The following is a 12,928-nucleotide window of genomic DNA, read 5'->3' on the forward strand; positions in this document are numbered from 1 at the left end:
GCAAGGCGATGGAACGATGGCTGGGCAGGCGGGGACCAGAACGACCTCTGGGATTTCGCGGGTTCGCTCCTTTCGTCACCCCGGATCGAGTCGTTACCTCTCCGAGAGTCGGCATCACCGGTTGAGCAGTACTGTGCTCCTGCGAAAGCAGGAGCCTAGGATCAAGCAAAGCAACGCCTTATGGCACTCGGGACTCCTGGGCTCCTGCTTTCGCAGGAGCACTGGGCAGTGTTGCAGACGTCTCAAAGGGATCTCGAGCGAGTCGCAGCCTCAGCAGATGTCGACCGGTCTCAGCGCTTGCGCTTGCCGGGCGGTCCCATCATCCGGCCGGCCATGGCGCGGATCGTCAGCAGCTCCTTGCGGGTGACGAAGCCGTCCTTGTCGACGTCGAGCCGCGCGAAGATGCGCGCGAACGCCGCCTGCAGCTCGGCGAGGGTGATCCGATTGTCGCCGTCGCCGTCGACCTCGAACGGGCTCGGCAGCGCATTGCGGTCGCCGAGCCAGCGCTCCGCCCAGTCGGCGAAGGCGATATAGCCGATCGTGCCGGCCTGCGCGCTGTCGACCGCGGCGAAGCTGCGGCGCACGCCCGCGTCGAGCTCGGCGCGGCTGGTCCGCCCGTCGCCGTCGGCATCGAATCCCGCGATCGCCATGCCGACCGGCTCGACGACGAAGGTCGCCGGCGGCTGGCCCGGCGCGGCGGGCGCGGGCGAGGCCGGAACGGCGGCCTGGAGCAGCAGCGCGAGCAGCATCACGATCGCGCCGGCAGCAGCAGCGACGCATCGCCATAGCTATAGAAGCGATAGCCCGCGGCGATCGCATGCGCGTAGGCCGCCTGCATCCGCTCCCGCCCCATCAGCGCCGATACCAGCATGAACAGCGTCGATTTGGGCAGATGGAAGTTGGTCACCAGCCCGTCGATGCCGCGGAAGGCGTAACCGGGGGTGATGAAGATCGCAGTGTCGCCCTCGAACGGGGCGATGACGCCATCGGCGCGCGCGGCGCTTTCGATCAGGCGCAGCGAGGTGGTGCCGACCGCGATCACCCGGCCGCCGTTCACGCGCACCGCGTTGAGCCGGTCGGCGGTCGCGGCGTCGATCCGGCCCCATTCGGCGTGCATGCGGTGATCGGCGGTGTCCTCCGCCTTGACCGGCAGGAAGGTGCCGGCGCCGACATGCAGCGTCAGCGTCTCATGCGCGATCCCCGCCGCGGCGAGCGCGTCGATCAGCGCCGGGGTGAAGTGCAGCGCCGCGGTGGGCGCGGCGACCGCGCCGGGTTCGGCGGCGAACATCGTCTGGTAATCGGTCGCATCCTGCGCGTCGGTCGGGCGCTTGGCGGCGATATAGGGGGGCAGCGGCATGCGGCCGGCGCGCTCGAGCAGCAGCTCGACCGGCTCGTCGCCGGCGAAGTCGAGCGCGAAACTGCCGTCCTCGCCGCGATCGGAGGCGCGCGCGCCGACCCCCGCGCCGAAGTCGATCGTATCGCCGTCGCGCAGCCGCTTGGCGTTGCGGATGAAGGCTCGCCAGCGGCGCGGCCCCTCGCGCTTGTGCAGCGTCGCGCCGATCGTCGCATCGCCACGCCGCCCTTCGAGCTGCGCGGGGATGACGCGCGTGTCGTTGAACACCAGACAGTCGCCGGCGCGCAGCTGGCCGGGCAGGGCGCCGACGGTCAGGTCACGTGTCGCCTCGCCGTCGAGGACGAGCAGCCGCGCTGCATCGCGCGGCACCGCCGGACGCAGCGCGATCCGCTCGGCCGGCAGGTCGAAGTCGAAAAGGTCGACCCTCACTTGCGCGCGGGCGCGGCCCCGGCGGGCGCGCGCTTGGGCGCGGCGGTGCCGGCCGGGCCGGCACCGGGCAGCGTCACCGGCGCGCCGAGCGTCACCGGCGCCGGCGCGGCCGCGGCGGTATAGGGCGGGGGATTGTCGGCGGCGATATAGGCGCGGACGATCCGGGTCGGATTGGCGGGCGGCTCGCCGCGTTCGATCGCGTCGACATATTGCATCCCGTCGATCACCCGCCCGAACACCGTATATTTCTTGTCGAGGCTGAGCCGCGGCTGGAAGACGATGAAGAACTGGCTGTTGGCGCTGTTCTCGGCATCGGCACGCGCCGCCGACACCGCGCCGCGGACGTGCGGCAGATAGTTGAACTCGGCCGCGACGTTGGGCAGCGTCGAGCCGCCGGTGCCGTCGCCCTTGGGATCGCCGCCCTGCGCCATGAAGCCGTCGATCACGCGGTGGAACAGCAGGCCGTTGTAGAAGCCCTGCCGGGTCAGCGTCTTGACCCGCTCGACCATCTTCGGCGCGACATCGGGGCGCAGCCAGATCGTCACCCGGCCGCCGTCCGACAGATCGATCAGCCAGAGGTTTTCCTTGTCGGTGGTCGCCGGCGGCGTCGCCCGTTCGGCGACCCCGGGCACCGCCTGCGCCGCGGCGGCGGTCGCCGCGAAGGGCAGCGCGAACAGGCAGAGAAGAAACGCGAACAGACGGGCGAACAGGCGCATGGAATATCCAACCTTGGGTGGTGCCGGCGGCTTAGAACAAAATGCGGATTGCACCAAACTGAACGTGGTCAGACGTTCCTGATACTTGGTCTGCGTCTCGCGCCGCTGCCCCGCTGGTCGATCCGCTATCATACTCACGTCGTCACCCCGGACTCGTTCCGGGGTCCACCCTGCGGCGAGGAGAGAGGCTTGAGGAGCAAGCGCGCAATTGCGGCCCGGTGGACCCCGGAACCAGTCCGGGGTGACGGGCCGTTGGGGAGATCGATCGAGCCTCGTCACGCCACCTTGTCCGATGGCCTTGCCGTGGGTTAACGCGCGGAGCGCCCTCAGCTGCCCTTGCGGCCGATCACCTCGACGCGGGCGACCACTTCGGCGCAGACGGCGGGGGTGACGAACTTGCCGATCGGGCCGCCGAACAAAGCGATTTCCTTGACCAGCCGGCTGGCGATCGGTTGCAGCGCGACGTCGGCCATCAGGAAGACGGTCTCGACCCGCGGATTGATCTGCTGGTTCATCCCCGCCATCTGATATTCATATTCGAAGTCTGCCACCGCGCGCAGGCCGCGGATGATGACCCTGGCGCCCTGACGTTCGGCGAAGTCCATCAGCAGCGAATCGAAGGCGACGACCTCGACCGTGCCACCGATCCCCGCCACCTCGCGGCGGACGATCGCCATCCGCTCCTCGATCGTGAACATCGGCGACTTGGACGGGTTGGTGGTGACGCCAATCATCAGCCGGTCGACCAGCTTCGCGCCGCGCCGGATGATGTCCATATGCCCCAAGGTGATGGGGTCGAAGGTGCCGGGATAGACGCCGATCCGCTCTGCCATGTCGTTACCCTTCAGCGATCGCGTTCGACGACGTAGCGCGCGACCTCGCGCAGCACGTCGGCTTCGGCGCCGTACCCGTGGAGGTGCCGTACCGCCTGGTCGACGAGCATGCGGCATTGCTCGCGCGCCCGGTCGACGCCGAGCAGCGAGAGGAACGTCTCCTTGCCCGCCTCGCCGTCCTTGCGCAGCGCCTTGCCGACCACCGCCTCGTCGCCCTCGGCATCGAGCAGGTCGTCGGCGATCTGGAAGGCGAGGCCGAGGTCGTGCGCATAGCCGTGCAGGCTGCGCCGCCCCTCCGGCGGCACGCGGCCGAGGATCGCACCCAGCTCCACCGAAACGGAGATCAGCGCGCCGGTCTTCATCTGCTGCAGCCGGGTGACGGTGGCGAGATCGAAGCGCGAGCGTTCGGCGACGAGGTCCATCATCTGCCCGCCGGCCATGCCGCCCGGCCCGGAGGCGCGCGCCAGTTCCATCACCAGCTCGGCGCGGACGAAGGGATCGGCGTGCGTCCTGGGATCGGCGAGGATCTCGAACGCCAGCGCGTGCAGGCAGTCGCCGGCGAGGATCGCGGTCGCCTCGTCAAATGCCTTGTGGACGGTCGGCTTGCCGCGGCGCAGGTCGTCGTCGTCCATCGCCGGCAGATCGTCGTGGATCAGCGAATAGACGTGGATCGCCTCCACCGCGAGCGCGACGTCGCCCGAACAGTCGCGGTCGACGCCGAACAGATCGGCGGTCGCGCCGACCAGCAGCGGCCGCAGCCGCTTGCCGCCGCCGATCGCCGCATGCCGCATCGCGCGATACAGATCGGCGCGGGGATCGTCGGGGATCGCCAGCAGCCGGGCGAACCGCGCGTCGATGTCCGCGGACATGCGCGCCAGTGCCGCATCGAGCGTCGTCGTCACGCGATCAGCCTGCGGCAAAGGGGCGCGTCGCCGTCGCCTTGCCCTCGGCATCGAGGCGGATCGCCTCGATCCGCGCCTGCGCGGCGTCGAGCCGCTCGGCGCAGCGCTGGCGCAGACGGTCGCCGCGCTCGTAGAGCTGGATCGATTCGTCCAGCGTCGCCTCGCCGCTTTCGAGCCGGCCGACGATCCGTTCCAGCTCCTTGAGCGCGTCTTCGAACGACAGGCTTTCGATAGGATTATCCATGGCCTCGCTATGCGGCAGCGTCGCAGCAGGCGCAAGCACGGGCGGCGGCATCGCCGCGTCGGCTCAGCGGCGGGCGGTCCAGGTGTAGAGCACCGACACACCGACCAGCCCGAGGTCGATCGCCGCCTGGACGCGATGCGGGCGCGGATCGCCGATGTCGTGGGTGAGCAACCGGATGTCCGGCGTCGGGTGGCGCAGCGCGAGCAGCGAGGCGAGCGCGATGCCTGCCACGGCCAGTTTCCGACGGTCCCTCATCGCGCAATCCTCCCGATGGGTGAATTCCTACCAGAAAGCCGGCCCCGCTGCCAGCGGGTCATGCCACCTGGGCGAGGGGGGCGCCGTGGCGGACGCGGTCGCGTCCGGCCGCCTTGGCGGCGAACAGGGCACGGTCGGCGCAGCGGTACAGCGCCTTCCAGTCGGTCTCGCGGCGCAGCGTGCCGGTGCAGGTGCCGATGCTGGCGGTGACGACCAGGTCGAACGGCATCCGCTCCATGCGCAGCCGGTCGAGCACCGCGCGCGCGTCGAGCGGCGTATCGGCACGCACCAGCAGCGCGAATTCCTCGCCGCCGATCCGCGCGACCAGCGCCTCGGGCGTGGCTGCGGCGCGCAGCGAGCGGGCGATGAGGCGCAGCACCTCGTCGCCGCCGTCATGGCCGATCGTCTCGTTGATCCGCTTGAAATGGTCGATGTCGACGAGGATCAGCTGATGCGCGTCCTCGCGGCCGATCGCACCGTCGAGGAAGGCGCGGCGGTTGAGCAGGCCGGTGAGCGGGTCGGTCGCGGCGAGCAGGCGGGCGGCGATCTCCTGCTCGCGCGCCGCGTCGCGCTCCAGGCTGAGCAGGCGGATGCGATAGGCGACGCCGAGCGACGACAGCGCCGCCTCCAGCGCCATCGCCAGCAGCGTCGAATTGTCGATCCACAATTGCCAGGCGAAGACGTTGAACGCCGCCAGGATGCGGACGCTGCCCAGCACCACCGGCGCGCCCCAGGCGAGGCCGAAGACCCACAGATAGTTGCTGCGCCGGCGATAGGCGCGGATCAGGATCGGGGCGAGCAGGGTGATGACGAACAGATAGCTTGAGGTGCTGATCAGATCGGTGATCGCGGCGAAGCGCGGGGTCAGTCCGGCATAAGCGGCGGCGGCGAGCAGGACGAAGGCGATGACCGCGCTGCTGTACGGCCGCAGCCAGCCGTCGAACACGCGGCGTTCGAAGAAGGCGCGCGCGAAGACCAATGCCGCGGCGGCGGAGCCGGCGAGCAACACGTAATTGATCCGCTGTCGATCGTTGTTGTCGATGCCGGTGATCTGGCCGAGCAGCCCCGACGAGGTGAAGGCATAACCGAGCAAACACAGCACCATCAGGCAATAGGCCGGCTGGAACGCCTGACGCAGCGCCGCCCAGAGCGCGAGATTGTAGACGAGCAGCGCGAGGCACATGCCGGCGAACGCCGCATAGAGCGCGGCCATCGTCATGTCGGCGGCGGCGGCGGCGTCGCGGTCGATCAGCGTCGGCCCGATCACCACGCCGCGGCGGTTGAGCGCCCCCTCGACGTGCCACAGCAACCGCACCGGCGGCGCGGCGTGACGCGGCAGCGCCAGTTCGATGATCGCGCCGAGGCGCAGGTGCCGGCCCGCGTTAGCGCTGGTGAAGCCGGTCCGGCGGATCGCGCCATCGGCATAGAGCACGTAGAGCGTCGCGCGTGTCTGCCACAGGCTCGCCTGGCGCACGCGCAGCGGCGCGTCGCCGGTGGCGGGCAGCGGCTGCGACAGCACCCAATAGTCGCCCGCGCCATAGGCGGTCTGCTTGCCCGCGCAGTCGAAGCGCTGCGGCTGCGTGAACAGCATCGCGGCGGTGCGGCCGTCCGCCTGACCGGTGGCGGGGAGGATGCAGGCGCGCAGCGGGACGTGGACGGCGGCGTGGGCCGGATCGGCGGCGAACGCGGTCAGGACCAGCAACAGGACGGTGAGGATCCATCGTATTGCGGGCGCGCTCGACATGAGCCGCGGGCTAGCAGTCGAGTGCAAACCATTGGTTAACAACAGGGTAAGCCGATTTGCCCGGTGGCGGCGATCGGGCATACCGGTGCCCGGGGAAAGATCGACGTTCAGCTCGTGGACTATCGCATGCCGCCGCCCCCCTTGCGGGCAGGGCAATCGCATATGGACGCCCGTGTGAGCCTGTCCTCTTCCAAGCTGACCCCGTCACCCCGGACTTGTTCCGGGGTCCACCCTGCGGCGAGGCGTAAGGCTTGAGTCGACACCCTTCTTTCGCGGCCCGGTGGACCCCGGAACGAGTCCGGGGTGACGATCCTGCTAACGAAACCGATCGAACCTCATCACCGCAGCCATAGGCGATAGCCCTGCCTTGGCGGGCGAGGAATTTGTGACCAAGATCATCGGCTCCACCGAGGGAGGGACGCATGCAATCCATGACCGAACCGCGCGTCGGCTGCGGCGCGGCGATCGTCGTCGATGGCCAGATCCTGCTGCTGCGCCGGCTCAAGCCGCCCGAGGCGGGCTGCTGGGGCCTGTCCGGCGGCAAGATCGACCTGTTCGAAACCGCCGAAGCGGCGATGCGCCGCGAGGTTTCGGAAGAGCTCGGCATCACCGTCGGTGCCGCGGAGTGGCTGTGCTGGGTCGACCAGATCGATGCCGACGCCGGCACGCATTGGGTCGCGCCGGTCTATCGCGTCCGCGACTTCACCGGCACGCCGCGCAATTGCGAGCCGACCAAGCATGAGGGACCGCGATGGTTCGCGCTCGACGCGCTGCCCGAACAACTGACCACGCCGACGCGGGTCGCCGTGGCGGCGCTGGGGGTGATCGGGGCATAGGGTAGCCTGCGCGCGTCCGGGGGCTGTCCCTGCAAAGGGCCGTGATATCGACGGATCAGCACCGTGTTCCTGCGAAAGCAGGAACCCAGGGCCAAGCAGACAATACCTTACGGTGTTCGGGACTCCTGGGCTCCTGCGTTCGCAGGAGCACTGGTCGGGTATCGCCCTTGCCGGGGCATTACTGAGCAAACCATCACCAGCGCGAGCACGTCCGCGTAACGCACAGTCTGTCGACCGTACGCCGCACTCCCAAAGCAAAACGGGCCGGACTGTCGCCAGTCCGGCCCGCTCTGCATCGTCGTCCGAACCCTATTTGGCGTCGACCGGTTCGGCCTTGCCCTTCTTCTTGGGCTTCTTCGGCGCCGCCGGCTCGATGCCGAACGACAGCGCACCGTCCTTCATCCGCACCGTGACCTCGCCGCCATGGACGAGCTTGCCGAACAGCAGTTCCTCGGCGAGCGGCTGCTTGATCTTCTCCTGGATCAGGCGACCCATCGGACGCGCGCCGTACAGCTTGTCATAGCCCTTCTCGGTGAGCCAGCTCTTGGCGGCATCGTCCAGATTGATGTGGACGTTGCGGTCGGCGAGCTGGAGTTCGAGCTGGAGGATGAACTTGTCCACCACCCGCGCGACCACCTCGGTCGGCAGATAGCCGAACGGCACGATCGCATCGAGCCGGTTGCGGAATTCCGGCGTGAACATCTTCTGCACCGCCTGCTCGTCCTCGCCCTCGCGGGTGAGATTGCCGAAGCCGACCGTCTCGCGCGCCATGTCCGACGCACCGGCATTGGTGGTCATGATCAGGATGACGTTCCTGAAATCGACCGACTTGCCGTGCTGGTCGGTGAGGCGGCCGTTGTCCATCACCTGCAACAGGATGTTGAACAGATCGGGATGCGCCTTCTCGATCTCGTCGAGCAGCAGCACGCAATGCGGATTCTGGTCGACCGCATCGGTCAGCAGCCCGCCCTGGTCGAAGCCGACATAGCCCGGCGGCGCACCGATCAGTCGGCTGACCGAATGCCGCTCCATATATTCGCTCATGTCGAAGCGCTGGAGCGGGATGCCCAGGATCGACGACAATTGCTTGGCGACCTCGGTCTTGCCGACGCCGGTCGGGCCGGTGAACAGATAGTTGCCGATCGGCTTTTCCGGCTCGCGCAGGCCGGCGCGGGCGAGCTTGATCGCCGAGGCGAGCTTCTCGATCGCGCTGTTCTGGCCGAAGACGACGCGCTTCAGATCGGTTTCGAGGCTTTCCAGCGCCGCCTTGTCGTCGGTGCTGACCGACTTCGGCGGAATGCGCGCCATCGTCGCGATCACCTGTTCGATCTCCTTGGCGGTGATCGTCTTCTTGCGCTTGTTGAGCGGCACCAGCATCTGCATCGCGCCGACCTCGTCGATCACGTCGATCGCCTTGTCGGGCAATTTGCGATCGTTGATGTAGCGCGCCGACAGCTCCACCGCCGACTTGATCGCATCGGGGGTGTATTTGACGTTGTGATGATCCTCGAACGCCGAGCGCAGGCCGGCGAGGATCTTGATCGTATCCTCGATCGTCGGCTCGTTGACGTCGATCTTCTGGAAGCGCCGCAGCAGCGCGCGGTCCTTCTCGAAGTGGTTGCGGAACTCCTTGTACGTCGTCGAGCCGATGCAGCGGATCGTGCCGCCCGACAGCGCGGGCTTCAGCAGGTTGGAAGCGTCCATCGCGCCGCCGCTGGTCGCGCCGGCACCGATCACGGTGTGGATCTCGTCGATGAACAGCACCGCGTGCGGCAGCTTCTCCAGCTCGTTGACGACCGCCTTCAGCCGTTCCTCAAAATCGCCGCGATAGCGGGTGCCGGCGAGCAAGGCGCCCATGTCGAGGCTGTAGATCACCGCCTCGAGCAGCACGTCAGGCACCTCGCCCTCGACGATCTTGCGCGCGAGCCCCTCGGCGATCGCGGTCTTGCCGACGCCGGGATCGCCGACATAGAGCGGGTTGTTCTTCGACCGGCGGCACAGGATCTGGATCGTACGATCCACCTCCGGCCCGCGCCCGATCAGCGGATCGACCTTGCCGATCTTCGCCTTCTCGTTGAGGTCGACGGTGAATTGCTTGAGTGCGCTTTCCGTCTTGCCCTTCTCCTGTCCCTTGGCGGGCTTGTCGTCCTCGGCGCCCTTCGGCGTCGTGGCTTCGGTCGCGGCGCCGCCCTTGCCGACGCCGTGGCTGATGAAGCTCACGGCATCGAGGCGGCTCATGTCCTGCTGCTGCAGGAAATAGACGGCATAGCTCTCGCGCTCGCTGAACAAGGCGACGAGCACGTTGGCGCCGGTCACCTCGTCGCGACCCGACGATTGCACGTGCAGGATGGCGCGCTGGACGACGCGCTGGAAGCCGCTGGTCGGCGACGGATCGGTCGCGGCATCGACCTTGAGCGCGTCGAGCTCGGTATCGAGATAATGCGCGACGGTAGTCTTGAGATCGCCGAGCTCGACGTGGCACGCCTCCATCACCTTGGAGGCATGTTCGTCGCCGATCAGCGCGAGCAGCAGATGTTCGAGCGTCGCATATTCGTGCCGACGCGAGGACGCGGCTTCGAGCGCCTTGTGCAGCGTGGTCTCGAGCGCGGGGGCGAAGGATGGCATTCAGATTACTCCAGTCGGGCCGCGGTGGGTCGCCGCGCCCTTTCCAACCATGTCGGTATCGCGGGCGTCCGCATCAAGCACTTGACGTCGCACCGTCGGCATCCTGCACGCGGCCGGTCGAGTGCCCTGCCGGTTCATCGCCGGAATAACGCGTCGGCGGTTGCGCGGTGGTTAACGGATCGCTCGCGCGCCAGCCGGGTCCGGACGATCTCGCCCTCCAGCGCGTCGAGCCGCGCGTCGAGCTCGGCGACCGACAGCGGATCGAGATCCTGCCGCAGCAGCTCGGTCAATGCGTCATTGGGACGCGACGGGGCGTCGTCCGATTCCATCGTCGCATAACGTTGACCCCCGCCCGCACGATGTCAATAAGGCCGTCATGCCCGTATCTCCGCGGTCGGGCGAGCTACGGACAGGATGCGACCGGATGAGCGAAGTGCCCGAGACGATGCAGGCGATCGATCCGGAGGCGCCCGGCGGCCCCGAAGTGCTGCAACTGGTCGAACGGCCGGTGCCGCGGCCCGGTGCGGGCGAGGTGCTGATCCGCGTCGCCGCCGCCGGGGTCAACCGCCCCGACGTGCTCCAGCGCAAGGGCGGCTATCCGCCGCCGCCGGGCGCGCCGTCGATCCCCGGGCTGGAGATCGCCGGTACCGTCGTCGCGCTCGGTGCCGATGTCGATGAGGCGCTGCTCGGCCAGCGCGTCTGCGCGCTGCTCGCGGGCGGCGGCTACGCCCAATATGCGGTCGCGCCCGCCGGCCAGTGCCTGCCGGTGCCCGCCGGGCTCGACATGATCGAGGCGGCGGCGATCCCCGAGACGCTGTTCACCGTGTGGACCAATCTGTTCGAGCGCGCCTTCGCCACCGAGGGTGACAGCGTGCTGCTGCACGGCGGCACCAGCGGCATCGGCACGATGGCGATCGCGCTCGCCAACATCTTCGGCCTGACGATCATCGTCACCGCCGGCTCGGACGCGAAATGCGCACGCGCCCGCGAACTCGGCGCGACGCATGCGATCAACTACAAGACCGAGGATTTCGTCGAGCGGGTCAAGGCGATCACCGACGGCAAGGGCGTCACCGCGGTCATCGACATGGTCGGCGGCGACTACGTGCCGCGCAACCTGCAATGCCTCGCCGACGACGGCCGCCACGTCTCGATCGCGGTGCAGGGCGGCGCGCAGGCGACGATCCCGCTGTTCGAGATCATGCGCCGCCGCCTGACGCTGACCGGATCGACCCTGCGCCCGCGCGACACCGCGTTCAAGTCGCTGGTCGCCGACGAGATCGGCCGCACCGTCTGGCCGCATGTCGAGGCCGGCCGGCTGCGCCCGATCATCGATCGCGTCTTCCCGCTCGCCGAGGCGGCCGCGGCGCACGCCCGGATGGAAGAGGGCGATCACGTCGGCAAGATCGTGCTCACCGTCTGATCCGCGCCGGGCATAGATATTAGGTTGTTAACTCCCTTGTCTTTAAACGGTAACTTATTGAAATCTATCCGACGGACATGCGCCGCGGTTTGTGTTCGGAGGTCCTTTCCGATGCAAGTGGAATCTTGACCCGCGGCAGGTGCGGTTCCGTACCGCGCGCGTCCTTACTGGCGAAACTCTTGCTCCCCTCGCCGCTTGCGTCCATGCCTGCGGTTCATCCCCAATGGATTGTCCCGCGCGCGTCATGACTCTTCCTCCCGCTTCTCCGCCCCGCTCCTCCCGCCGGGCGGGTTCCGCGCCGACGATCAGCGACGTCGCCAAGCGCGCCGGCGTCTCGCCGATGACCGTCTCGCGCGTCATCAACGGCGAAAGCAACGTCCGCCCCGCCACCCGCGACCGGGTCAACGACGCGATCTCCGCGCTCAATTACGCCCCCAATCCCGCCGCACGCAGCCTGGCGGGGGCGGGGCCGTCGCGCGTCGGGCTGCTCTACAGCAATCCCAGCGCCGGCTTCCTCAGCGAATTCCTGCTCGGCAGCCTCGACCAGGCGAGCCGCAGCGACGTGCAGATCATCGTCGAGAAATGCGACCTCGGCGATCACGAGCTGGAGGTCGCACAGCATCTGATCGACGGCGGCATCGACGGCATCATCCTGCCGCCGCCGCTGTGCGAGGCGCCGGCGCTGCTCGCGCTGCTCGACGCGGCCAATATCCCGAGCGTCGCGGTCGCCACCGCGCTGCCCGCGGCGAGCCAGATGGCGATCCGCATCGACGATCGCGCCGCCGCGGCGACGATGACCCGGCATATCATGGACCTTGGCCATCGCCGCATCGGTTTCATCGCCGGCAATCCCAATCTCTCCGCCAGCGACCAGCGGTTGGAAGGCTATCGCGAGGCGCTGGCCGAAGCGGGGATCGCGATCGACCCGGACCTGATCGTCGACGGCCTGTTCACCTATCTGTCCGGCCTCGACGCCGCCGAACAACTGCTCGGCCTGACCGACCCGCCGACCGCGATCTTCTCGTCCAACGACGACATGGCGGCGGCGACGGTGGCGGTGGCGCATCGCCGCGGGCTCGACGTGCCCGGCGACCTCACCGTCTGCGGCTTCGACGACACGACGCTGTCGACCGCGATCTGGCCCGAGCTCACCACCATCCACCAGCCGATCGCCGACATGGCGCGCGCCGCGGTCGCGCTGCTCGTCGGCACCATCCGCCGCCAGCGCGGCGGCGACGCCCCGCGTCATCAGGTGCTCGACTATACGCTGATCCGCCGCCAGTCCGACGCCCCGCCGCGGCGGCGGCCGCGCGCCAGCCTTTAGGTTGGATCGACGGTCCCGAAGGGCCTAGAAGAAGAGGAATGTTCGCGCGGAGGCGCGGAGATGGACCGGGTAGGCGATGTGGTCCTGTCATCGCCGTCGTTCGATAGGAAGGACCGCGGATCGGGCGAGCGCAACACCTCCGCGCCTCCGCGTGAACGTCACCTCGGCTCGTGCGAACCGGCGGCGCGGCCCTCGATTGGTCGCGGCGGCCGGTTATGGGTTGCGTCGCGGCGCGCAAGCGTA

General features: G+C 68.6%; 13 protein-coding genes. 3 read left to right on the top strand and 10 right to left on the bottom strand.

The features are described 5' to 3' along the window. Positions 1-290 precede the first annotated feature (290 nt). The 8 genes from MC45_RS16250 to MC45_RS16285 all read right to left on the bottom strand — a co-directional run bounded on the left by MC45_RS16250 (position 291) and on the right by MC45_RS16285 (position 6,477). Positions 291-749 carry an EF-hand domain-containing protein gene (locus MC45_RS16250; RefSeq protein ID WP_038665412.1) on the bottom strand — a complete coding sequence of 153 codons (459 nt, stop codon included), beginning with the start codon at positions 747-749 and terminating at the stop codon, positions 291-293. Then, positions 749-1,783, bottom strand: coding sequence for a tRNA preQ1(34) S-adenosylmethionine ribosyltransferase-isomerase QueA (queA, locus tag MC45_RS16255; protein WP_038665415.1), 1,035 nt, complete (start codon positions 1,781-1,783; stop codon positions 749-751). The genes MC45_RS16250 and queA overlap by 1 nt, the downstream gene beginning before the upstream one ends. Next, positions 1,780-2,499 (bottom strand): peptidylprolyl isomerase, encoded by a 720-nt coding sequence (locus MC45_RS16260; RefSeq protein WP_038665418.1) that lies wholly within the window; start codon positions 2,497-2,499, stop codon positions 1,780-1,782. Before MC45_RS16260 ends, queA begins: the two co-directional genes overlap by 4 nt. 326 nt (positions 2,500-2,825) lie before the next feature. Further along, positions 2,826-3,332, bottom strand: a complete 507-nt coding sequence (gene coaD, locus MC45_RS16265) for a pantetheine-phosphate adenylyltransferase (RefSeq protein ID WP_038665421.1) — start codon at positions 3,330-3,332, stop codon at positions 2,826-2,828. A gap of 11 nt (positions 3,333-3,343) precedes the next feature. Then, positions 3,344-4,201, bottom strand: coding sequence for a polyprenyl synthetase family protein (locus tag MC45_RS16270; protein ID WP_052075838.1), 858 nt, complete (start codon positions 4,199-4,201; stop codon positions 3,344-3,346). Between the two features lie 37 nt (positions 4,202-4,238). Continuing rightward, on the bottom strand, positions 4,239-4,478 hold the full coding sequence (locus MC45_RS16275; RefSeq protein ID WP_038665424.1) for an exodeoxyribonuclease VII small subunit: 240 nt from the start codon (positions 4,476-4,478) through the stop codon (positions 4,239-4,241). A 63-nt stretch (positions 4,479-4,541) separates the two neighbouring features. Then, positions 4,542-4,733, bottom strand: coding sequence for a hypothetical protein (locus tag MC45_RS16280; protein ID WP_038665427.1), 192 nt, complete (start codon positions 4,731-4,733; stop codon positions 4,542-4,544). Between the two features lie 58 nt (positions 4,734-4,791). Next, complete coding sequence (locus MC45_RS16285) at positions 4,792-6,477, bottom strand: GGDEF domain-containing protein (protein ID WP_081974478.1); 1,686 nt, start codon at positions 6,475-6,477, stop codon at positions 4,792-4,794. Between the two features lie 422 nt (positions 6,478-6,899). On the opposite strand from MC45_RS16285, the gene MC45_RS16290 reads away from it, so the two are divergent. Continuing rightward, entirely contained in the window at positions 6,900-7,313 is a 414-nt protein-coding gene (locus tag MC45_RS16290; RefSeq protein WP_038665430.1) for an NUDIX hydrolase, read from the top strand. Positions 7,314-7,622: 309 nt separating this feature from the next. On the opposite strand, the gene clpA is transcribed toward MC45_RS16290, so the two are convergent. Further along, a complete protein-coding gene (gene clpA, locus MC45_RS16295; RefSeq protein WP_038665433.1) occupies positions 7,623-9,938 on the bottom strand; it encodes an ATP-dependent Clp protease ATP-binding subunit ClpA in 2,316 nt (771 codons plus the stop codon). 134 nt (positions 9,939-10,072) lie between these two features. Beyond that, positions 10,073-10,267 (bottom strand): DUF1192 domain-containing protein, encoded by a 195-nt coding sequence (locus tag MC45_RS16300; RefSeq protein WP_038665437.1) that lies wholly within the window; start codon positions 10,265-10,267, stop codon positions 10,073-10,075. A gap of 95 nt (positions 10,268-10,362) precedes the next feature. Between MC45_RS16300 and MC45_RS16305 the strand changes: the two genes are divergently transcribed. Together MC45_RS16305 and MC45_RS16310 are read left to right on the top strand one after the other, a co-directional pair. Then, a complete protein-coding gene (locus tag MC45_RS16305; protein ID WP_081974479.1) occupies positions 10,363-11,361 on the top strand; it encodes an NAD(P)H-quinone oxidoreductase in 999 nt (332 codons plus the stop codon). A gap of 244 nt (positions 11,362-11,605) precedes the next feature. Beyond that, positions 11,606-12,685: a LacI family DNA-binding transcriptional regulator gene (locus MC45_RS16310; protein ID WP_081974566.1), complete on the top strand. Its 1,080-nt coding sequence runs from the start codon at positions 11,606-11,608 to the stop codon at positions 12,683-12,685. The last annotated feature ends 243 nt before the right edge of the window (positions 12,686-12,928 follow it).

This window comes from Sphingomonas taxi, assembly GCF_000764535.1.
In the GTDB taxonomy this organism is placed as follows: domain Bacteria; phylum Pseudomonadota; class Alphaproteobacteria; order Sphingomonadales; family Sphingomonadaceae; genus Sphingomonas; species Sphingomonas taxi.